19 protein-coding genes and 6 pseudogenes are annotated in these 21528 nt (G+C 65.0%); 16 read left to right on the top strand and 9 right to left on the bottom strand.

The genetic code is table 11. From position 1 onward, the window contains the following. Positions 1-128 precede the first annotated feature (128 nt). Positions 129-344 (bottom strand): hypothetical protein, encoded by a 216-nt coding sequence (locus PARN5_RS22260; RefSeq protein ID WP_018000571.1) that lies wholly within the window; start codon positions 342-344, stop codon positions 129-131. A gap of 264 nt (positions 345-608) precedes the next feature. On the opposite strand from PARN5_RS22260, the pseudogene PARN5_RS24915 reads away from it, so the two are divergent. Continuing rightward, positions 609-881, top strand: a pseudogene (locus tag PARN5_RS24915) (DNA cytosine methyltransferase); the annotation flags it as partial. A 331-nt stretch (positions 882-1212) separates the two neighbouring features. Here PARN5_RS24915 and PARN5_RS24910 read toward each other — a convergent pair. After that, positions 1213-1405: pseudogene (locus PARN5_RS24910) on the bottom strand (transposase); the annotation flags it as partial. Positions 1406-1427: 22 nt separating this feature from the next. Between PARN5_RS24910 and PARN5_RS0114865 the strand changes: the two are divergent. The 9 genes and pseudogenes from PARN5_RS0114865 to PARN5_RS23585 all read left to right on the top strand — a co-directional run. Further along, positions 1428-1769 (top strand): annotated as a pseudogene (locus PARN5_RS0114865) (aldo/keto reductase); the annotation flags it as partial. Between the two features lie 158 nt (positions 1770-1927). After that, positions 1928-2160, top strand: a pseudogene (locus PARN5_RS23590) (IS3 family transposase); the annotation flags it as partial. Positions 2161-2373: 213 nt separating this feature from the next. Continuing rightward, positions 2374-3291 (top strand): helix-turn-helix domain-containing protein, encoded by a 918-nt coding sequence (locus PARN5_RS25210; RefSeq protein ID WP_018000568.1) that lies wholly within the window; start codon positions 2374-2376, stop codon positions 3289-3291. Positions 3292-3474: 183 nt separating this feature from the next. Further along, positions 3475-5583, top strand: a complete 2109-nt coding sequence (locus PARN5_RS0114855; protein ID WP_036744969.1) for a TonB-dependent siderophore receptor — start codon at positions 3475-3477, stop codon at positions 5581-5583. Positions 5584-5690: 107 nt separating this feature from the next. Then, positions 5691-6656: an iron-siderophore ABC transporter substrate-binding protein gene (locus tag PARN5_RS0114850; RefSeq protein ID WP_026155459.1), complete on the top strand. Its 966-nt coding sequence runs from the start codon at positions 5691-5693 to the stop codon at positions 6654-6656. Further along, the gene (locus tag PARN5_RS0114845) at positions 6653-7672 is read left to right on the top strand and encodes an iron ABC transporter permease (RefSeq protein ID WP_018000565.1); all 1020 of its coding nucleotides are present in this window, start codon (positions 6653-6655) and stop codon (positions 7670-7672) included. Before PARN5_RS0114850 ends, PARN5_RS0114845 begins: the two co-directional genes overlap by 4 nt. A gap of 3 nt (positions 7673-7675) precedes the next feature. Beyond that, positions 7676-8704 carry an iron chelate uptake ABC transporter family permease subunit gene (locus tag PARN5_RS0114840; RefSeq protein ID WP_018000564.1) on the top strand — a complete coding sequence of 343 codons (1029 nt, stop codon included), beginning with the start codon at positions 7676-7678 and terminating at the stop codon, positions 8702-8704. Next, positions 8701-9522 (top strand): ABC transporter ATP-binding protein, encoded by an 822-nt coding sequence (locus PARN5_RS0114835; protein WP_026155458.1) that lies wholly within the window; start codon positions 8701-8703, stop codon positions 9520-9522. Before PARN5_RS0114840 ends, PARN5_RS0114835 begins: the two co-directional genes overlap by 4 nt. Positions 9523-9877: 355 nt before the next feature. Beyond that, positions 9878-10322, top strand: a pseudogene (locus PARN5_RS23585) (integrase core domain-containing protein); the annotation flags it as partial. Between the two features lie 104 nt (positions 10323-10426). Here the strand turns inward: PARN5_RS23585 and PARN5_RS24900 are convergent. After that, positions 10427-10687 (bottom strand): annotated as a pseudogene (locus PARN5_RS24900) (ISL3 family transposase); the annotation flags it as partial. Positions 10688-10907: 220 nt separating this feature from the next. Between PARN5_RS24900 and PARN5_RS0114825 the strand changes: the two are divergent. Together PARN5_RS0114825 and PARN5_RS0114820 are read left to right on the top strand one after the other, a co-directional pair. After that, on the top strand, positions 10908-12158 hold the full coding sequence (locus tag PARN5_RS0114825) for a phosphotransferase family protein (protein ID WP_018000561.1): 1251 nt from the start codon (positions 10908-10910) through the stop codon (positions 12156-12158). Continuing rightward, entirely contained in the window at positions 12158-12676 is a 519-nt protein-coding gene (locus PARN5_RS0114820; protein ID WP_018000560.1) for a hypothetical protein, read from the top strand. Before PARN5_RS0114825 ends, PARN5_RS0114820 begins: the two co-directional genes overlap by 1 nt. A gap of 6 nt (positions 12677-12682) precedes the next feature. Here PARN5_RS0114820 and PARN5_RS0114815 read toward each other — a convergent pair whose 3' ends face one another. Further along, a complete protein-coding gene (locus tag PARN5_RS0114815; RefSeq protein ID WP_018000559.1) occupies positions 12683-13309 on the bottom strand; it encodes a TetR/AcrR family transcriptional regulator in 627 nt (208 codons plus the stop codon). A 168-nt stretch (positions 13310-13477) separates the two neighbouring features. Here PARN5_RS0114815 and PARN5_RS0114810 point away from each other — a divergent pair, with 168 nt between their 5' ends. From PARN5_RS0114810 to PARN5_RS0114795, 4 genes are all read left to right on the top strand, one after another. Further along, positions 13478-14518 carry a TRAP transporter substrate-binding protein gene (locus PARN5_RS0114810; protein ID WP_018000558.1) on the top strand — a complete coding sequence of 347 codons (1041 nt, stop codon included), beginning with the start codon at positions 13478-13480 and terminating at the stop codon, positions 14516-14518. Between the two features lie 144 nt (positions 14519-14662). Continuing rightward, positions 14663-15133, top strand: a complete 471-nt coding sequence (locus PARN5_RS22255) for a TRAP transporter small permease (protein ID WP_198289610.1) — start codon at positions 14663-14665, stop codon at positions 15131-15133. Next, the gene (locus PARN5_RS0114800; protein ID WP_232419403.1) at positions 15130-16449 is read left to right on the top strand and encodes a TRAP transporter large permease; all 1320 of its coding nucleotides are present in this window, start codon (positions 15130-15132) and stop codon (positions 16447-16449) included. The genes PARN5_RS22255 and PARN5_RS0114800 overlap by 4 nt, the downstream gene beginning before the upstream one ends. A gap of 30 nt (positions 16450-16479) precedes the next feature. Next, entirely contained in the window at positions 16480-17508 is a 1029-nt protein-coding gene (locus PARN5_RS0114795) for a hypothetical protein (RefSeq protein WP_018000555.1), read from the top strand. Positions 17509-17774: 266 nt separating this feature from the next. Here the strand turns inward: PARN5_RS0114795 and PARN5_RS24290 are convergent, their stop codons facing one another. The 5 genes from PARN5_RS24290 to PARN5_RS0114775 form a co-directional block, all read right to left on the bottom strand. Further along, complete coding sequence (locus PARN5_RS24290) at positions 17775-17915, bottom strand: hypothetical protein (protein WP_018000554.1); 141 nt, start codon at positions 17913-17915, stop codon at positions 17775-17777. A gap of 130 nt (positions 17916-18045) precedes the next feature. Next, entirely contained in the window at positions 18046-19242 is a 1197-nt protein-coding gene (locus tag PARN5_RS0114785; protein WP_026155456.1) for a multidrug effflux MFS transporter, read from the bottom strand. After that, positions 19239-19724, bottom strand: a complete 486-nt coding sequence (locus PARN5_RS0114780; RefSeq protein ID WP_018000552.1) for a winged helix DNA-binding protein — start codon at positions 19722-19724, stop codon at positions 19239-19241. Before PARN5_RS0114780 ends, PARN5_RS0114785 begins: the two co-directional genes overlap by 4 nt. A 22-nt stretch (positions 19725-19746) precedes the next feature. Further along, positions 19747-20085, bottom strand: a complete 339-nt coding sequence (locus PARN5_RS24285; protein WP_157404040.1) for a hypothetical protein — start codon at positions 20083-20085, stop codon at positions 19747-19749. A gap of 355 nt (positions 20086-20440) precedes the next feature. After that, on the bottom strand, positions 20441-21487 hold the full coding sequence (locus PARN5_RS0114775) for an alcohol dehydrogenase catalytic domain-containing protein (RefSeq protein WP_018000550.1): 1047 nt from the start codon (positions 21485-21487) through the stop codon (positions 20441-20443). Between the last annotated feature and the right edge of the window lie 41 nt (positions 21488-21528).

Below are 21528 nucleotides of genomic sequence, written 5' to 3'. Positions count from 1 at the left end.
CTGAACCTCGGCGCTGTCCGGCCCCAAGTAGCGGTCTTTCTTCCTGATGCCATTCACCATGGGCATCTTCAGATACCAGAACTCCCGGCCTCCAATCGTCTGCCGGTAAGGCGCACCGCCGGCTTCTATCAACTCCGCGTAAGACCCGACCAGCTGCGGTCGACCATGTGTGCCTTGATGCAGATTTTCTGGTCATCGACAAAGTCGTTGTGGAACCCGTGCCAGGTTTCGATGGCGATGCGCGCATCCCTGAGCATGTCTTTCAGTTTATCGATGCCGTCATCAGTCAGGCAGTGAGGGTAATGCTCCTGCGCCGAGTTGTTTCCGAAGAGCGGAACACCCATGTTTGGGCAGGGAAGGACGAGCGGAATGCTCGGCTTTTGAGTTCCAAATTCTTGTCAACACTGGTCAATGTTCATCGAGGCCCCCCTGAAAAGCGGTGCCGACAGAGCGCCGTCGTGTCGCTACTCCGCTGCAAGGCCGGCATTCGGCGCATTCAGGCTGTCAACGTAGGACTTGAACGCCGCTGTCGATGTGAAGCACCGGACCGACCTGCGCAGCTTCGACGCCCGCCCCTCCCGTGGTGCCTTTGACACTGCCCTCGCCGGATATCCCTGCCAGCCGTTCAGCGCGGCCGAAAGCGCGGCGGCGCCGAAGATCCCCGGCACCTCTGGCCTGACGTCGCCCGCGTCATCGGTGAATGCCGTCCGGAATGGATCTTCCTCGAAAACGTCGCCGGGCACGTCACCCTCGGGCTTGAAACCGTCCTGCGAGAGCTTTGGGGATCGGGCTACACGCCTGCGGCGGACCTGTTTTCAGCGGCAGAGGTCGGCGCGCCGCACGAGCGGCTGCGCGTCTTCATCCTGGCCCAACCGTTGAGCCTGCATCCCGGCACCGGCAGCTACAACCCGGCCGGGAACAGCGACTTCACGCGGAAGGCGGAAGCGCTGGGCATTGCAAAGGCCCTGCCAAACCACCGGCCGACTCCGGCGGCACAGAACTGGAAGGGATCAAGCGAGGCCAGCATTACCCGAACCGTCGGCAAGTCCCGGATGGACCTGCTGCACTACCGGGCGGAACAGGGCTTCACCCGCCCGGCCCAGCCGATCTCGCCGGATGGGCCGCGGTCCTGGCCACACGCCCCGATCTCGCGCCCGCTCTGGGTTTCGATGATTGCCTCGCATGGCCGCCGGGCTGCGCCAGTTTCTGAAATATCCGGGCGAAATGCCCATCCGGGACCAGTGAGCAAACCGGTTGTACAGGATCTTGTAGGGACCGTAGCCCGGGGCGCATCCTGCCATCGCAGCCCATACCGCTTGACGTGGATGATCCCGCTCAACACCTCGCAGTCGTCGGATCGCGCGCGACCTCGCGCCTTGGGAAAGAACAGCTGAAGCCGCCGCATCTGTTGCCCGCTCAGCAGTACCGCGAACGACGGCCGCCGGGCGAGCTTCGATTTCCCGCCGGTCGATCTGGCACGCGGCGATGCCGCCATCGCCGTGATGCGCGAGATCGCATCGGCCAAGACCTACACGGTGGCGCAGGTGGCGCTGGCCTGGCTGCTGCATCAGCCGGTGGTGACCAGCGTGATCGTAGGGGCCAAGCGGATCGACCAGTTGCAGGACAATATCCGCTCGACCGAGGTGGCGCTGACTGCCGAGGATCTGGCCGCGCTCGACGGCGTGACGAGGCTGCCCGCCGAATACCCGGGCTGGATGCTGGAACGCCAGTCGCAATATCGCGCGACCTTCGCCTCGCAGAAGGGCTGACATCCCTGAGTCGTCCCGCCCGCACCTGTGAGCGGGGCGATGACGCCGGTGCGGGGCGCTGACCCTGGCTCGCTGTGCTGTCTGGCCGTCAGCCGTGTGCGGCTGCTGGTCGAAACAACCTTGATCTTCTGGATGGCGACTCCATACATCGCTCTGGCAAGCTCAAGGAACTCGCCGTGCCGGCGGCCGCCGATCTGAGCTGGCCGATGGACTTCATGGCGGACCGGTTGGCGGATGGGCGCCAAATGTGCCGGACGATTTCAACCGCGAGGGGCTGGGCATCGAGGTTGACTTCTCGCTGCCCGCCGAACGGGTCGTGTGTTCGCTGAACCAGATCATCGAATGGCGTGGAAAGCCTCTGGCAATCAGAGTCGATAACGGCCCCGAATACGACGTCCGTCTGGTCAACCTTCGAGATGCGGCCAACCCGTCCCCTTCCACCCGTGCTGCCCGCAGATGCTCGGTCGCCGGTGCCGCCGGCATCACGGGCAGCGCCGGTTCTCGGCGCTGGACGCATCGTCTCGGGCCGACTAGACTGGCCGGCGCCAGGTCCGGTCCGGCCCAGCCTCACCCCTTGCCATATCCAGAGAAAGCCGGCCGCGCGATGAGCTATCGTCATTCCATGACCTGCTACACCCAAGGCATCCAGGCGACGACGCCTGTGCAGTGGCGTGGCCTGGAAGGGCTTGTCAGCGTCCATTGGCAGGCCGATGGCCAGCCCGGCGCCAGCGGCTACTACCTGTCGCCCGATCCCCGGATCGTCTTTTTCCTCAACGATGTCTCGGCACAGATCCGGATCTCGAACCGGGACGGGGGTATCGGGCAGCACTGCCGGCCGATGGCTCGGGCGATCTATGTGCCGGCCGGCATGCCGATGTGGACCGGCTTCACCGCGCGCCACAGCTTCGCGCATCTGGATTTGCATGTGCATCAGGACCGGCTGCTGCGCTTCCTGACCCCTTCGCTGGGCCGGTCCGAGGCTTTGGCCGCCATGCGCCGCCCGGCCGAGATCCAGGACGTGGCCGCGCTGGACGGACTGGCCTGCCTTCTGGTCGATGAAATCGACCGTCCCAGCAGGCACGGCGTCTATGCCGAGAATCTGGTCGGCAGCATTTTCAGCTACCTGCTGGACATCGCCGCCGAGGAAGAGGAAGCGCCTCCGGGCCTGACGGCGGCGCAAATGGATCTGCTGCAGGCGCGGCTGGCACAAAGCCCTGACCGCAAGCTGAGCGTGGCCGAGATGGCCGAGAGTCTGGGACTGTCGGAAGGCTGGTTCGCCCATGTCTTCAAGCGCACCACCGGCACGACGCCGCTGCAATGGCAGTTGGACGAGCGTATCGCTCGGGCGCGGGCGCTTTTGCTGGACTCGGAACTGCGCCTGTCCGACATCGCCGCGCAGTTGGGCTTTTCCGATCAGGCGCACCTGACCCGCGTCTTTCGCCGGAGCTGCGGTCTGCCGCCGGCCGCCTGGCGACGCATCCAGCGTAAGCAGGCGGGCCTTGAGCCGATGTTGCGGAAATAGCACAGGGACGATCAATCACCGCGCCGGCCAGCAGTTTTGGACAAAGACCAAGGTATTCTTCAAGACGGAGGTCGCGAAAGCGGTTACCGGCGCAGCTTGCGGTAAACGACCAAGCCAGCCTTTCGCGATTGGAAGCCAGCCAGTTCAGCATTGCCAGCAGTAATTGTATTACAGGAGTGCCTCATGGCTGTGCAACGAACCGGCTCCGGCCGAACCAAACCCCTGTACCGTCACGCCGCGCGGTCCCTGCTCTGGTCGGGAACCGCGATTTTGCTTGCCGGCCCCGCCCTTGCCCAGGATGCCGGCGAGGAAAGCGCCGCCACGATCCGGCTGAACCCCGTTACCATCACCGCGGGCGCCCAAGCCGACGACGACGCCGGTTCGATCGTCGCCGAGGAACTCTGGGTCGGCGGCAAGGTCGCGACCAGTATCCTCGACACGCCGGCCTCGGTCTCGGTCATCACCTCGAAGGAGATCGAGGACCGCGACGCCCAGACGGTCGAGGAGGTGCTGTCCTATTCCGCCGGCATCGTCACCGACTATTACGGCAGCGACGACCGCAACGACTATTATCTGGTGCGCGGCTATCAGGCGACGACGTATCGCGACGGGCTGACGCTGGGTTCGATGCGCGGCGTGCGCGAAGAGCCCTTCGCCTATGAGCGGGTCGAGGTGCTGCGCGGCGCGAACTCGACGCTGTTCGGCATGGCCGACCCCGGCGGCTCGGTCAATTTCGTCACCAAGACGCCGCGTTTCGAGCGCTTCGGCTCGGCCGGGCTGACCTTCGGCTCGTTCGACCACAAGGCGGTCACGGTCGATTTCGGCGACACGCTGAACGCCGAGGGCACGTTGGCTTATCGCTTCACCGCCAAGGTGCAGAAGAGTGACCTGGAATACAACTATTCCCGCGACGACGAGACCTTCGTGATGGCCGGCCTGGCCTGGGAGATCACGCCCGACACCCGGCTTGACGTGGTGCTGGACTATCTCAAGCGCGACGGCACCCCGAACAGCGGCGGCTATCCGCTGGACCACGAATACGACCGCGGCGATTTCTTTGGCGAGCCGGATTACAACGACCACGACGTCGATCGCAAGAGCATCACGGCGCTGCTGTCGCATGACTTCGGCAACGGCCTGAGCCTGCAGGCGAACCTGCGCTACAGCGATCTCGAGGATGACTTCGGCTATGTCTATCTCTACGACTATGCCGGCCGCACCGGAACCACGCTGGCGCGCTATTACTATGGCCAGGATTCCAGCGGTCACGAGTTGATCGGCAACGCGATCCTGAAATACGACACCAGCTTCGGGCGATTCGACAGCAGCACGCTGGCCGGGCTGGAGTTCCGCAACGCCTCGACCGACGAGACCAGCTATTACGGTGTTGCCTCGCCCATCGACATCGCCAACCCGGTCTATACCGGGATCCCCTCGCCACTGAACGTCTACAGCACCACCAAGAGGGATTATCGGGCCAAATCGGCCTTTGTGACGCAGAACCTGTCCTTCGACGACCGCATCGTCGCCACCGTCGGCATGCGTCACGACTGGCTGGATCTGTCCAGCAACGACGACAGCGACGATTTCTCGGAAACCTCGTGGCGCGGGGCGCTGACCTACAAGGTCACGCCGGAAATCTCGGCCTATGTCAGCTATGTGGAATCGGTCGCGCCGCCCTCGATCGGTGTCGAGCCGAAACGCGGCGAGCAATACGAGATCGGCGTGAAATACCAGCCCGCGGGCACCAATGCGCTGGTCTCGGCCGCGATCTATGACCTGACGCAGCAGAACATCACCGTGGCCGAGGTGCAGGACGATGGCAACATCATCCGCCGGACGATCGGGGAAACCCGTGTGCGCGGCTTCGACATCGAGGGCAAGGCGGAAATCGCCGAGAACCTCAGCCTGCTGGGCTCGTATTCCTATCTGGATTCGGAAGTCGTGAACGATCCGACCTCCAAGGGCAAGCAGTTCGCCGTGGTCCCGAACCACCTGGCCTCGGCCTGGGTGAATTACACGGTGCCGGGCGCCGGTGCGCGCGGCGACATGACCTTCGGGTTGGGCGCGCGCTATGTCGGGTCGTATTACTTCAACCTGGCCAATACCGGCGGCAAGAGTAAGGCGACCACGCTGCTGGACCTGGCCTTCAGCTATGCGGTGCAGCCCGGGACCGACCTGACCCTGCATGTCAGCAACCTGCTCGATGAACAGCATGTTGTCGGCACCGGCACCGCTGACTACTACAACCCCGGCCGCGAGATCAGCGCCACGCTGACCCGCCGCTGGTAAACCATGCGAGCCCGGCCCCGCGCGCGATCCGCGCGGGGCCGGGCCTCTCGAGACAGAGGAGCAAAAGCTTGCCCTTCCTGCGCGCCCTTTCCGGCCCCGTCCGCGCGGTGCTGGCCACCCTTGCCCTTGTCGCCGCCACGGATGGCGCGGCCTGGGCCGAGGACAGTTTTCCCGTGAGCGTCGAACACGCCTTCGGCACGACCGTAATTCCAGCCAGGCCGGTGCGCGTCGCCACGGTGTCATGGGCCAATCAAGAGGTTCCGCTGGCTTTGGGCGTCGTGCCCGTCGGCTTTGCCCGGGCGGATTTCGGCGACGATGACGGCGACGGCATCCTGCCCTGGATCGACGAAAGGCTCAGGGAACTGGGCGCCGCTCCCCCGGTTCTGTTCGACGAGGGCGACGGCATCGACTTCGAGGCGGTGGCGGCGGTGCAGCCCGATGTGATCCTTGCCGCCTATTCCGGTCTGACGCAGGCCGACTACGATACGCTGAGCCAGATCGCCCCGGTGGTCGCCTATCCCGGCACAGCATGGGGCACCAACTGGCGCGACATGATCCGGCTGAACAGCAAGGGCCTGGGCCTCTCGGCCGAGGGCGAGGCGCTGATCGCCCGGATCGAGGCCCAGATCGCCCAGGCCGTCGCCCGCCACCCCGGCCTTGCCGGCAAGTCGGCGATGTTCGTGACCCATCTCGACGCGACCAACCTCAGCACGATCAATTTCTACACCACGCAGGACACGCGGGTTCAGTTCTTCGCCGACCTCGGGCTGACGGCGCCGAAAAGCGTGACCGACGCCTCGCAGGGTGGCGGTTTCGCCGGCCAGGTCAGCGCCGAGCGCGTCGACGATTTCGACGACGTGGACATCATCGTGACCTATGGCGGGCAGGCCCTGCTGGACGCGGTCAAGGCCGATCCGCTGCTGTCGCACATGCCGGCAGTGCGACGCGACGCGCTGGTGCTTCTGGGCAGTGACCCGCTGGGCACGGCGGCCAACCCGACGCCGCTGTCGATCCCCTGGGTGCTGGACGATTACGTCGCCCTGCTGGCCGGAGCGGGCACGAAGGCGGAATGATCGCCGCCGCCGACATGCGCAGCCGCGCGGGCGGCAAGCCGCTGGCCCTGGCGCTTTGCGCGCTGCTGGTGCTGGGGCTTTGCCTGGCCTCGGTCGCGGTCGGCACGCGGGCCGTGGGCTGGGCCGACATCGCGGCGGGGCTTCTTGGCCGCAGCGACGGCATCGCCCAGGCGGCGGTCGCCGCGCGTATCCCGCGCACCGTGCTGGGGCTGCTCGCCGGCGCCGCGCTGGGGCTTGCGGGCGCGCTGCTGCAAGGCGTCACCCGCAACCCGCTGGCCGATCCGGGGATCCTGGGCATCAATATGGGCGCGGCGCTGGCGGTGGTGATCGGCGTGGCCTGGTTCTCGATCAGCGCGGCCAGCAGCTATATCTGGACCGCGATCCTGGGCGCCGGGCTGGCGGCGGTCTTCGTCTATGCCATCGCCTCGCTGGGGCGCGGCGGCGCGACTCCCCTGAAGCTGGCCCTGGCCGGGGCGGCAACCTCGGTGGCGTTCTCGTCGCTGGTGATCGCCATCGTCCTGCCGCGAAACGACATCGCCGGCGGCATCCAGGCCTGGCAGATCGGCGGCATCGGCGGCGCTACCTTCGCGCGCATCCTGCCGGTGCTGCCCTTCCTTGCGCCGGGGCTGGCGATCGCGCTGCTATGGGGGCGGCGGCTGAACGCGCTGGCGCTGGGGGACGAACTGGCGGCCGGTTTGGGCGAGAACGTCACCCGCACCCGCGCCGTCGCCGGCCTTGCCGCGGTGCTGCTTTGCGGCGCGACCACGGCGGTTTGCGGGCCGATCGGCTTCGTCGGGCTGGTCGTGCCGCATTTCTGCCGCGCGCTGGTCGGCACGGATCACCGCTGGCTCCTGCCCTTCTCGGCGCTGGCCGGGGCGGCGCTGCTTCTGGCGTCGGACGTGGTCGGCCGCATCGTCTCGCGTCCCGGAGAGCTGGACGTGGGCGTCGTCACCGCTTTCCTGGGCGCGCCCTTCTTCATCTGGATCGTGCGCCGCCAGAAACTGCGCGAGCTTTAGGCCATGACGACGCAAGACCGCATCCAAGCCGCCCGCCGGCTGCGCCAGTCGCGCCGCCGGCGGGTCATCGCGGCGCTGGTGCTGCTGATCGCGGCGCTGTTCGCACTGTCGCTGGTCTGGGGGCAAAGCCTGACCCCACCCCTGGACGTGCTGCGAGTGCTGGCCGGGCAGGAGGTGGCGGGCGCGAGCTTCACGGTCGGCAAGCTGCGGCTGCCGCGCGCGCTGATGGCGACGCTCGCCGGGGCGGCCTTCGGCATGGGCGGGGTGTCCTTCCAGATCATGCTGCGCAATGCGCTGGCCAGCCCCGACATCATCGGCATCAGCACCGGCGCCAGCGCCGCCGCCGTGCTGGCGATCATCGTGCTGGGGCTCGGCGGACCCGTCGTCTCGGCCCTGGCGGTAGCGGCGGGGCTGGCGGTGGCGCTGGCGATCTATGGCCTGTCCTGGCGCGGCGGCGTTGCCGGCACCCGGCTGATCCTGATCGGCATCGGGGTCGCCGCGATGCTGAACAGCATGATCGCCTATGCCCTGTCGCGGGCGCCGGCCTGGGACTTGCAGCTGGCGCTGCGCTGGCTTTCGGGCAGCGTGAACGGTGCCCAGACCGCGCAGACCGTGCCGCTGGCCCTGGCACTGGCGCTGGGAGGCGGCCTGCTGCTGGCGCGCGCCCGCGACCTCGAGGCGCTGCGCATGGGCGAGGACATGGCCGCCGCGCTTGGCGTGCGCGTCGGGCCGACCCGCGCCCTCGTCATCATCTGCGCTACCGGCATGATCGCGGTCGCGACCGCCGTTACCGGGCCCATCGCCTTCGTGGCCTTCCTGTCCGGCCCCATCGCCGCGCGGGTCGTCGGCGTGGGCGGGTCGCTGCTGCTGCCCTCGGCCCTGGTCGGGGCGGCGCTGGTGCTGATCGGCGACTATTGCGGCCAGTTCCTGCTGCCCGGGCGCTATCCGGTCGGCGTCGTCACCGGGGCGCTCGGCGCGCCCTACCTGATCCATCTCATCATCCGGATGAACCGCAGCGGAGGCGCATTGTGACCAGTCGACACGTCTTGCAGGCCCAGGCACTGAGCGCCGGCTATGGCGAGGGCACGGTCTTGCGCGATCTCAGCCTGACCATCGCGCCGGGACAGATCACCGCCATCGTCGGCGCGAATGCCTGCGGCAAGTCCACGCTGCTGCGCAGCCTGTCGCGCCTGCTGGTGCCGCGCGCCGGTAGGGTGGTGCTGGACGGCCGTGACATCCACCGCATCGCGCCCCGCGCGCTGGCCCGCCAGCTCGGTCTTTTGCCGCAATCGCCCATCGCGCCCGAGGGCATCACCGTGGCCGAACTGGTGGCGCGCGGCCGCCATCCGCATCACGGGCTGCTGTCGCGCTGGGGGGTCGGGGACGACGCCGCCGTCGCCAATGCGCTGGACGCGACCCAGACCGCAGACCTGGCCGAGCGCCCGGTGGACGAGCTGTCGGGCGGCCAGCGCCAGCGCGTCTGGATCGCCATGGCCCTGGCGCAAGAGACCGAGCTCTTGCTGCTCGACGAGCCGACGACCTTCCTCGACATCAGCCACCAGGTCGAGGTGCTGGACCTGCTCGTCGATCTGAACCGGACGCGCGGCACCACGGTCGCCATGGTGCTGCACGACCTGAACCTGGCCGCGCGCTATGCCGATGCGCTGATTGCGGTCAAGGACGGCGGTGTTTTCCGCCAAGGCCCGCCCGCCGAGGTGCTGACGGCCGAGATGGTGCGCGCGGTCTTCGGGCTCGAGAGCCGGATCATGGCCGACCCGATCTCGGGCCGACCGATGATGCTACCCATCGGCCGGCATCACTCGCCGGGCGCGGGGCGGCCGGCCGATTGAGACGCCGCATCCTGCTTGCCGGATATCCCGAACGTCGGCCGGAAAGGCGATCACCGTCCGGTCCAGCGCGACCTACGTGCTGATCGCTGAAGGGTTTGGCAGTCCCACGTCGCCGGCACTGCCTGCACCCCCATAGCAACGGGGTTGGGGGTGCCTTCTGTCAGAATGTCCGAAGCAGCCCACCCGGGGCCGAGTTCCCCCAACCAGGTTGCGAGGATTTCCACACACCTGGCGGACCATCAAGGAGTATCGGCGACAGACGCACACATCTGGCGCTTGAGGGTTTTCAGCCGATTGATTTGCCCCTCAGAGGTGGCTGCGGAAATCTGAACAGCCGGGATAAGTGGATTTTCCGGGCTTCATCTACCTTGCGGCCGTGCTGGACTGGTTCACGCGGCGCGTCCTGGCATGGCGGGTGTCGATCACATTGGAGCCGACTTCTGTATAGAGGCTGTGGAGGAAGCGCTGGCGCGACACGGCACGCCGAGATCTTCAACACGGACCAGGGCAGCCAGTTCACCTCGACAGACTTCATCAAGGTGCTGGCCGCGCGCGAAATCAAGATCAGCATGGACGGCAAGGGGGCCTGGCGTGACAACGTCTTCGTCGAGCGCCTGTGGCGAACCATCAAATACGAGGAGGTCTACCTGCGGGCCTACGCCAGCGTGTCCGAGGCCCGCGCCGGGATCGGCCGCTATCTGAACTTCTACAACAGCCGTCGCCCGCATTCATCGCTTGACGGGAAACGCTCCGATCAGGCCTACTTCAACTTGCCAATGCCCGGAGCGGCAGCAGCCTAACCGAGGCGGAAGCGATCATGCTGTCTTCCGTCTCGGCGAGCCAGCCGGCCAAGACATCCTCGCGGCGGTGGCGCACCATGTCCGTGAGGCAGTCGGTGAGCGCCCCGGGCGACCGCCAAGGCTGGCATCGCTGCTTCGATCCGCGCAACCTGAACCGCATCGGCTCTGGAGGTGATCCCGACCAATGGTCATGAGCCGGGCAATCCCGCGCGCAGGTGGTGACTTGCCTGTGCCGTTTGACACAGGCTGCTCGGCGCGGCGCTGGCGTGTCGCCCATTCTCCGACGACCCGAAGACCGCTACGGAAACCCTCGGCCCTGAGACGGCGCCAAAGTTCGGCCCATTCCGGCAGCCGCCGTTCCATTCCGTTCCAACCGTGGCAGCCAAGGCGCACGACCGCGACCTGCTGCCGCGTGCAGCATACTGATCTCTAGCATATAATTAATATACTTTACTAGTGCTATTAAATCTGCAAAAACTAGAAATCATTCCCGAAATCGCGGGGTTTTGGGTAGGGACGCATTATCTGGGAGGGTATATGGCACACGGAGATGCTTTTAATCGCAGTGCGGCAAGGCCTGCGCCGTTGATCTCGGCCCCCGGCGGCAACATTGCCGAGGTCACCGCCGCGGTGGACAGGTTCGCCTTGGGCGACCGGCCGACAGAGGAATTCATCGCGGAAATGCGCCGCCGCTTTCCAGTCGAACCGGAGGTCGACGCGCTCTTCACTCGCAAGATGCGGCGTCGGGCAGGGCCGGCCTATCAGCGCATCACGGTCGATGAGCTCAACACATGCATGGTCAACATGCTCACTGATCTGGGCATTGAGGAGTTTACCATCTCCGGACAGCGCTGGTTCACGGGTGGCGTCTCCAAGATCCAACTCGGCTTCACCCTGGAGTGGCGGGATGACCATGGACAGGTCCGGAAGGAGGACATGGTCGTCCGGATGGATCCGAGCGAGGGGTCCAACACCACCAGTCGACTGCGCGAATTCGAACTGCTTCAGGCCTTCAACGGCTTGGTCCCGGTGCCGCGCGTGTTCTGGCTGGACCGCGACGCCCGCTGGTTCCCCGAACCGGCGCTCGTCTACGCCTATGTGCGAGGCGTCACCAAGCCCAGCCTGACCGACAGCGGCAGGGTCAGCGGAATGGGCACCAATTTCGGACCGGCGCTTCGTGAAACGCTGGCCGAGCAGTTCATGCAACAGCTGGCGTCGATCCACACATTCGATCTGGGCTCACGCACGTTCGAAAGCATGGCGGTTCCGCGCACCGGGACGACCCAGAGCGCAGAGTGGCAGCTCAACCGCGCCCTGCGGATTTGGGAGGAGGACAGGTGCGAGGATTTCGCGCTGATGGACGTTGCCGCCGGCTGGCTGAAACGCAACCTGCCGCCGCTGGACTATGTCAGCGTCGTCCACGGCGACTACAGAAGCGGCAATTTCCTTTTCAACGAAGAGAATGGAAAAATTTCCGCTTGGCTCGACTGGGAACGTGCGCATCTTGGCGACCGCCATCGTGATCTCGCCTGGACGACCCACCGCAGCTTTGGCCACTATACGGAAGATGGGAGGGACTACCTGATCTGCGGATTGGTGCCGGAGGACGAGTTCTACGACCGCTACACAGCGGCATCCGGCCTGAGCGTCGACCCTGATCGTCTGGATTTCTACCGTATTCTCAACTGTTTCCAGATCATCGCCTCGGTCACCGCGACGGCCACCCGGGTCGCAAAGCTCGGCAAATCGCACCAAGATGTCCTGTTGACCCGCGTCAAGGGCATGGAACCGGTCACCGCGCGGGAATTGCAGCGGTTGCTTCTGGAGAAAATCTGATGGATCAGACAGACATCGGCCTTGGCGCGGTGGTCAAGGCGCTGAACGATTTCGTGGCGCCGGCGTTGGACCCCAATGATCACCTCGCGCGCGAGCAACTGAGGCTTTCCGCGGAATATATCGCGTTCCTGCGCAAGCGCCTCGACTATCTGCACGGGCGCGAACGTTTCGACCTCAGGCATCAGATCGGCCTGGCGGAGGCACTCTTGGCGCATGATCTGTCGCCGATCGCCTCATCGGTCGAACTTCGTCGCCTTACCGAGCTCTGCCGCCCGGTTCTGGGCGACGCGGACGCGCTGACCTCATCGGTCAGAGCTGCTGCGCTGGAACTGGGGCATGCGGTCTCGGCAGTCCTCTCTGGCAGCGATGTTCTGCCGCCCGAAACGGCGCGGAGCATTCACCTCGCAGTGCTGGAACTCAGCGACCGCCGGATCGAGTTCGAGCGGCACTGGTATGCCCCGATCGGGTTCGAGCCGACACCGCTGGATGAGGAACGGCTGCCCGACTTCCTGAAATAGCACACGTCACGCCATTTCTCGAATCAGGAGCCAAGCGTCGGTAAAGTAACGCTCTACGGTAATCGGGTCGCGGAAGGCGGGATCGAACACCATTGTCCGGATTCTGGGGTTGGAGATCACCAGCGAAATCGCGGTCGCCGCGACCGTCGATGCCTTGTAGTTACGGAAAAGGCCTTGCCTCTGCAACGCGGTGATCTTTCCTTCGAGGGTGTTGGTAAGCTGTTGGTAGAAGGAAAAGATGTGGTGGGGAATCTGTGGCAGGCGCGCGGATTCCCCCAGATAGGCGCGCAGAAGCGCGGCCTGTTTCATGTCGGACCCACGCTCCCACAGCTTGCGGATAAGCTGCTCCAGATCCTCCCAAGGGTGATCGTCGCGGATTTCCACCGCTTCCAGTTGCGGTCCGTAAGTATCCATATCTCTTAAACAAACCGCGATGAGAAGCTCATCCTTGCTGGAAAAGCGCGCAACGATGCTGCGGCGCGTGACGCCGCAATCTTCGGCCAACTGCTGGATGGTTGTTTGCTGAAAACCACGAGCAACGAAGGAAGCTTCCGCTGCGTTGAGGATACGTTCCGTCAGTTCGGCGGTTTCCGAAAGGGTGGGTCGACCGGCGCGGCGTTTCACTTCCGTCATTGGGTTCTCGGCTCTTTCTCTTCCATCGTTGCGCTCTGGGTTCTGCCTAATTACGTGGCGGATGGCAAACGTTAGCCAACGTACAGAATGCGAGCATACAGAATCTGATTGACACAAGCCATCAATGGCACACTAATGTAGTATTATTGGGTTTTGGGAGGATCGCCAATGAAATTCGGACAAGTTGCGAGGCGGCTGTCGGCCGCGGCGCTGATGTGCGGCGTCGCCGCTTTGAGCGCGCAGGCAAGGGAGGTCACCTTTCGTTTCCATTCCTTCGTCCACGCGACGTCGTATCAGCAGGTGAAGTTCTTCGAACCGTGGTGCAAGCGGATCGAGGAACAGTCCGGTGGCCGGATGGGGTGCCAGATCTTCCCGTCGATGCAGCTGGGCGGGGCGCCCAGCGACTTGTTCAACCAGGCCCGCGACGGCATCGTCGACATCGCCTATGGCAACCCCGGCTACAGCCCCGGCAGCTATCTGTCCGCCGAGGTTTTCGAACTGCCCTTCATGATGCGCGACCTGCACGATGCGGCACGCGGCATGCATGACTATTTCACCGCGAACCCCGGCCCGGAACTCGCGGGTCTCCACCTGATCGCGGTTGCGCCGGCCGACTTTCCGGTGATCCAGACCGCCTCGAAACCCATCCGCAAGATGGAGGATCTTCAGGGCGTCAAGCTGCGGTCGGCGGGTCGGTATGGGGCGAAGGTGCTGGAAGCTCTTGGCGCGCTGCCGGTCCAGATGGCCGCTGGCGAGATCACGGATTCGTTGAGCCGTGGCGTCATCGACGGGGCCTATCTGCCCTGGAGCGCGGTCTCGCTGCTCAACCTCGGATCGCTGATGCACCACTACACCGACTTCGCCGAGGGCCAAGACCGGATGTATACCTCATTGCAGCTGGTGATGATGGGGCAGGGTACCTATGACCGTCTTCCGGATGACCTGAAGAAGATCATCGACGAAAACAGCACCCCCGAAACCTCGGCCGAGTTCGCCGATGCCTTTGCCAGCACCGCGAACACCGAGCTTGAGGCGTTGCGCAAAGCCTCCGCCGACATCTACCTGCTTCCCGAAGACGAATACGAGCGCTGGCGCGCCGCGGTTGCCCATATCACCGAGGATTGGATCAAGGACGCCAATGCCAAGGGGATGGACGGGCAGAAGATGCTCGACATGGCGCGCGCCGCCATTGCCGCCCGGCAACAATAGGGCACGGGGGCTGCTGGCCGGCATGGCCGCAGCCCAATGATAGGAAAAGAGATGACAAACCGGTTTTTCGCTGAGGCTGCGCGTGCACCGCAGTTCACGGACGCTTTCGGACGTCTGCTTACATCCTTGTCACGGATCCTCGCCTTGGGCGGGGTTCTGACTCTCTGCGGCCTCGCCTTGATGCTGACGTTCACCATCGTCGTTCGAAAGCTGTTTTCCTGGCAGGTCAACGGCGACAATGAAATCGTGCGCATGTTCGCGGCATTCAGCATCACCGCTTTGTTCCCGTGGTGTCAGCTGACCGGGTCGAACATCGTGGTGGACCTGCTGACCAGCGGACTTCCGGCGCGCAAGAACCGGATCCTGGATCAGATCGGGTCGCTGCTGCTTGGCGCCGTCCTTCTGGTCCTGACTTGGCGGACGGGACTCCTGGTGCTGGAAAGTCGGGCCAGCGGGGCGTTTTCCCCGCTGCTGGCATGGCCCGTCTGGATGTTTCAGGCACTGATGCTGCCGGGGCTGTTGCTGACGGCGATCAACGGCTTTTACCTCGGGCTTTCACCCCGCGCGATGACACTGCGAACGGAGTTTTTCCTGCTGAGCGAGGAGGTGGAATGATGTCCGGCGTCGAACTCGGGATCTTTCTGATTGCGCTGACCCTGCTGCTGATCTTCCTGCGCGTCCCCATTGGTATCGCGATGTTTCTGGGTGGCGCCGTCGGCTTCGTCACGGTGGTCGGCGTCGCGCCGTGGCTCAACTGGTTGAAAGGCGCGGTTTATGCGCGTCTGGCCAGCTTCGACCTGATCGTCATTCCGCTTTTCATCCTGATGGGACAGTTCGCGACGCATGGTGGCCTGTCAAAGTTGCTTTTCCGATTCGTGAATGCGTTCATCGGGCACTTCCGCGGCGGGATCGCTCTCGCCACGATTGGCGCCTGTGCGGGTTTCGGCGCGATCTGCGGCAGTTCTATGGCGACGGCTGCAACAATGGGCGCCGTCGCCTACCCGGAAATGCGCCGCTACAACTACGCGGGCGGGCTTTCCACCGGGGTGATTGCCGCGGGCGGGACGCTCGGCATCCTCATCCCGCCATCGGTGCCGCTGGTCGTCTATGCGATCCTGACGGGGGAATCGATCGGAGCGCTGTTCGTCGCGGCGGTGATCCCCGCTATGATCGCGCTCTGCGGCTATCTGCTGGCGGTCTTTTATCACGTGATGCGCGATCCGAAGGCGGGACCGGCCGGGCCGCGCTCCAACTGGTCGGAAAGACTGCATGCAACGCTTGCCGTCCTTCCGGTGGCGGTGATCTTCCTTTTGGTGGTGGTGTCGATCTACGGCGGATGGTCCAGCCCGACTGAGGCTTCGGCCGTGGGCGCGGTGGCGACCTTCGTTCTTGCGGTCATGCATGGGATGGGGATGCGCGGAACCATTGCCAGCCTGTCGGGCACGGCAAATGCGACCGCGATGATCTTTCTGATCCTGATCGGCGCCGACATGCTGAACTCTGCCCTTGCCTTCACCAACATGACCAACGGCATCACGGAATGGATCCTCGCCTCGGGGATGCAGCCCCTGCTGGTCGTCGGGGTGATCCTGGTCATCTACATCGTGCTCGGATGCGTGATGGAATCGATGTCGATGATCATGCTGACCGTCCCGCTTTTCTATCCGATCATCATGAAGCTCGACCTGTGGGGCCTGTCCCAGCAGGACAAGTCCATCTGGTTCGGCATCCTCGCCCTGACTGTGGTGGAAATCGGGCTGATCACCCCGCCGGTCGGGCTGAACGTCTTTGTCGTGAACCGCACGGCGGGAGACGTGTCGCTCGCCACCACGTTCCGGGGTGTGATGCCGTTCCTGTGCAGCGACCTCGTGCGCGTGCTGATCATCCTTTTCGTCCCGGTTTCCGCGCTGTGGCTCGTCCACGCGCTGTGACCTTCGTCCACCCCCGTTCAAGGAAAGAAAATGATTACCGAAAAAGATTCCTCCTATCACCCGAGCAACCCGGCCGAATGGCGCTGGACCGAGACCACGCCGCTCATCTTCTCCGTTCCCGAGGCGGGAATCCTTGGCAACCTCTATGTCGCCTCGCGGCCCAATCTGGGGGTCGCGCTGTCGTCCATCGCCATCGGTCAGGGCATCTGCCGGCAGAGCTATGAGATCGACTTTTCGGATGCGCAGATGCACCTGCCCGCGCCGGACAACTTCACCAATTACACGCTGGAGAACGGGCTCAGCGTGCAGGTGACTGCTCCGCCGCGGGATTATCATTTCCGCTACGCATACAAGGGCGGGGATGAATGTTCGCTGGATCTGCGTTTCCGCGGGCTGCACCGTCCCTTCGACTGCGACGACCCGGAGGAGAACACGCTGCTGAAGGTACCGGGCGGGCAGGTCTACGACAGCCGTCTGGGTGATCAATGGGGCAACAAATCCACTGATGCGGAATTCCCCTCCGGTCACTTCAACACCATCGGCCATATCACGGGGGAGTTGGTTCTGCGCGGCAAACGCTACGACGTCGATTGCTACGATTGCATGGACCACAGCTGGAGCCGCCGCACCGAGGTGAGCCGTCGTGCCGTGGCCTTTATCAGCGCATGTTTTGACGACAGCTACGGTCTTCACATGGCCGTGCCGATCCAGTTGGTCGACGGGGAGACGGTCTATGACGGCCTGCGGTTCGGCTTTGTCGTCGAAGACGGGCAGACCTATGGGCTCGTCGACGCCCGCGTCGGGGGGGCGACGCAGGAGCTGCTGCCGATCAACTGCTGGATCGAGGCGACCGACGTGCGCGGCAAGGTTCATCGCATGACGGGATCGGCCATCGCCGGTCACCCCTACGACAACTTCAACCCCTCTCACATCGCTTACCAATGCCTGATGCGGTGGGAAACGTCTGACGGGCGTGTGGGGCACAGCGAACTCGCCAACATCTTCGGGCGGGAATACCTGGCCGCGCATCTTTCCCGACTGGGGCGACGCGCTGCCTGAGGCCGCCGAGTCGCGGAAAGCGTCCGCTCGCGCTGGTCCTGTTTGCGAGATATTGCATTGAGGCCGGCGCAGAGGACGCTCGGGTCTTCCGGTGCGAGGCTCTCGGGTCGGTGTTGAACCGGCTCCGGCTTGCCCGATGATGCAGGAACTGAGCGCGGGCGCAGACCGTTCAGCTCCACCCCTCAAATCGCGGTTGCCGAGCCGGGGGTGGCATGGGCTTCCGATCCGTCGGGCTGACAGGCCCTGGCCGGAAGCCCACGGCCGTTTCACGCGGCGCGGGTGCGCTGCACGTCGATGGTTTCCAGCATCGCCTCCAGGCGGCTTTGCAGGATCTCGTCCTTGTAGAAGCTTTCGTCCGCGACATCGCCTTCGAAGAACATGGTCTGGATCCCCTTCTCCTGCGCCATAGCATCGTCTGGCCGCAGGCGTAGATCTGCCTGCCGCCTGTTTAATGACGTTTTCCGCAGCTTTTCCGGCCGTCCTGAATTTCAACCTTTACTGCAAAGCGGCTGGCCAGACGCTGGGCCTTCTCGTCGATCAGCGGACCACCTCGCCTTGTGGCCTTTGCGCAATCCAGAACGCCAATTGCGCCAGGGCGCCGGCAGAAAGCAGCACGATGCCCGCCGACAGCGCCGGGTTGCTGCCGATGCCGCTAAGCGCGGCGCAGATCGCGCCGATGGCCATCTGTGCGAAGCCGTAAAGCCCCGAGGCCGAGCCGGCAGCGGCCGGATCGATGCTCAGGGCCTCGGACAGCGCCATGGGCGAGGCGATACCGGCACCGAAGCTCAAGAGCATCATCGGCAGGATGGCGCTGGCAACCGTCAGATGCCCGCCCAGCACCACGGCCAGGAAGATGGCAGCGCCCAGGCAGCTCAGCAGGTTGCCCTGCACCAGCAGCCGGCCCATGCGCACCCGGCCCGCCAGGCGGCTGGCCGTCAGGCTGCCCAGCCAGGTGCCGACGATGTTCAGCGCCAGATATAACCCGACCTCGCCGGCCGGCCGGTGCAACTGGTCGATGAAGATAAAGGGCGCCGCGGCAATGAAGGCGTAGACCGCGGTCGTCGCCAGCCCGCCACCGATGGCGTAGCCCAGGAACCCGCGTGATTTCAGCATCGCGCCATAGCTGCGCATCACCACGCCCATGTCGCGCCCCTCGCCGGCCGCGGTCTTGGGCAACCGGGTCCAGATCAGTGCCAGGTTCACCAGGCCAAGCAGGCACAGCACCGCGAAGATCGAACGCCAGCCGGTCACCGCCGCCAGCATGGCGCCGATCAGGGGCGACAGGCCCGGGCCGGCCATGACCATCAGGTTCATCAGCGACAGCTTGCGCGCCGCCTCCGCGCCGGAATTGCCGTCGCGCACCATGGCACGGCCCAGCACCAGCCCCGCGCCGCCGCCGAGCGCCTCGAAGAAGCGGGCGACGATCAGGCTGCCGATGGTCGAGGCGAAGAAGGCCGAGATGCCCGCCGCCGCATAGATCACCATGCCGGCCACCAGCACCGGCCTGCGGCCGAAGCGGTCGGCGATCGGGCCATAGGCGATCTGCGCCAGCGACAGCCCGACGATATAGGCGCTGAGGGTCAGCTGCGCCGCGCTGGTCGTGGTGCCGAAGCTTTCCACCACCAGCGGCAGGGCCGGGACGAAGATATGCATGGCCAGCGTACCGCTGAGCGTCAGCAGCGCCAGCATCCACAGCGGTGCCACCGGGTTTTGCGAGGATGTCGCGGTCGTCATTTCGTCGTGCCCTTGTCGGTCTCGGGGGCCAAGCGGTCCCATATCTGTTGCAGAACCGCCCGTGCGACCGCGATCTGGTCCGCGTCGATGCCGGCCAGGACCTCTTGTTCGAGCTCTTGCGAGACAGCGGCGATGCGCAGCGCCAGGTCCCGTCCGCGCGGCGTCAGGCTCAGCGCCTTGGCGCGGCCGTCCTGCGGGTCGGGGGCGCTGACGACCAGTCCGGAGGTTTCCAGATTGGCCAGCACACGCACCAGCGAGGACGCGTCCAGCGCCAGCGTGGCGGCCAGGTCCTTCTGCCGCATCGGCCGCTCGCTGCGGGCCAGTTGCACCAGCGGCGCAAGCCCGGCCGAGGACACTTCGAATCCCTCCAGCCGTTGATCGATGCGCAGCCGCCAGCGTCGGCCGGCCTGCACGATCAGCGTGCCGAGCCGCGTGGCAAGCGGGTTCTGTGGGATCGGACGGGTCGCGGGTTCTGCTGCCATGCAGAATTAGATGACATGGCAATTAACTTGCCACAACAGACGATGCTGCAAGGTCGCTATGCAGCCGACGCCGGGGCTTGCTGGTCTTGCCCACACCAATGAGGATCGAGGACGGCGGCGCGTCGGACGGCCTGGGCTTGTCGCGTCCCGGACCATCCGGTTCTTTACGCTCGTCCTCCAGGTTTGCGGGGTAGATTGCACGGCCTGGATCTTTTGGCATGGCTATCTCCCGGGCGGGCGACGGCTCTCCAGGATCGGTCTGCTGTGGGTTGCGCAGACGGAAGTGCTTGCTGTGTCCGCCCTGACAGATCGTGCGTGATACCGTCACCTCGATCCTTGAGACCGAGGTCGGTTCGATCATGGGCAGGCCCGGCCTGCAAGAAGGTGCGCGCCCCGGGGCGACGATCAATATGGCGCCCTATTAGATTCAGATGGGTCAGAAACGTATGGCCCGCCCCGCCTGCAAGTGGCAATTCTCCGATGACATGTCAATCTGCACAAACGTATCCGGCATGGTTCGCTCCTTGGCGGGCCACCCATAAGGGAGCGCGTGAACGGCTCGAACGCGCTGATGCGGCGGCAAGGGACGCGGCTGAGCGCCTGGCGGCCCTCGAGCGGACTTCGAGGATCTGGAAGGCGCTCGCGCCAACCCGGCTATCCCTCCGCTCGGGACATTTTCGGGATTTGAGCTTTTCGGCGATGGCCCTGGGGACGGCTCAGTTCCGGAAGTCGGTCACCACGAGCGTGCCCGTCACCGCCGAACGCGTCATCTGGTCGAACACGCCCGCGACCTCGGACAGGCGGATCTCGCCCGCCATCAGCTTGCCCGGCGCCAGCCGGCCACTCGCCACAAGCGGAACCATCGCATCGAACCGATGCGACGGCATGCCGACCGAGCCGATGATCTTCAGTTCACGAACGATCATCAGATCGATCGGCACGCTGACATGGCCCGCTTCCTTCTTCGTGGTCAGCCCGAGCTGAAGATGGCGTCCGCCCTTGCGGAGACTGCGGATGCCGTTCACACAGGTCTCGGCAATCCCGAGCGCGTCGACAGAGACATGGGCCCCGCCCTTCGTCAGCTCCAGGACCTCGCCGGCCGGGTCATGGCTGCTGCGGCCGTCGATCACGAATTCCGCGCCCATCGCCCGGGCCAGCTGGAGGTTGTCCGGATTGAGATCCACGCCGATGACGCGGGCGCCCAGGGTATGGGCGATGTTGATCGCCGACAGACCGACGCCGCCGCAGCCATAGACGACGACCCATTCCCCGGCTGCCACGGCGGCGCGATCGACGATGCCGTGGAAGGAGGTCATGAACCGGCAGCCAAGCGCGGAGCCCTCGATGAAGCTCACCTCGTCGGGAAGGTGCAGCATGTTGCGGTCGGCCAGCGGCACGTTCACATATTCACCGTAACCGCCATTGTAGTTGCGGCCCGGAACCTGCAGGTCGTCGCACAGATGCGAATGGCCGGTCTGGCAATGCGGGCAGGTCCCGTCGCTGCCGGTGAAGGGCACGATGACCCGATCCCCTTTCCTGAATTTCGTCACCCCTTCGGCAACCTCCTCGACCACGCCGGTCATCTCGTGCCCGAGAACGATCGGGTAGGTGCGCGGCATGTCACCCATCCACATATGCCAGTCGCTGCGGCAGACCCCGTTCGCGGCGACCCGGATCACCGCGCCGCCGGCCGAGAGTTCCGGCTCGGGCAAGTCCTGGATCGAGAGGGTCTGCACGCCTTCGAGCACAAGCGCTTTCATCATTTGCTCCAATGTAAAATGGTTCTGTCCAAGGACGGCATGGT

Origin of the sequence: Paracoccus sp. N5, from assembly GCF_000371965.1 — a bacterium.
In the GTDB taxonomy this organism is placed as follows: Bacteria; Pseudomonadota; Alphaproteobacteria; order Rhodobacterales; family Rhodobacteraceae; genus Paracoccus.
Note: the sequence above shows the minus strand (reverse complement) of the source record. Positions and strands in the feature narration are given on the sequence as shown.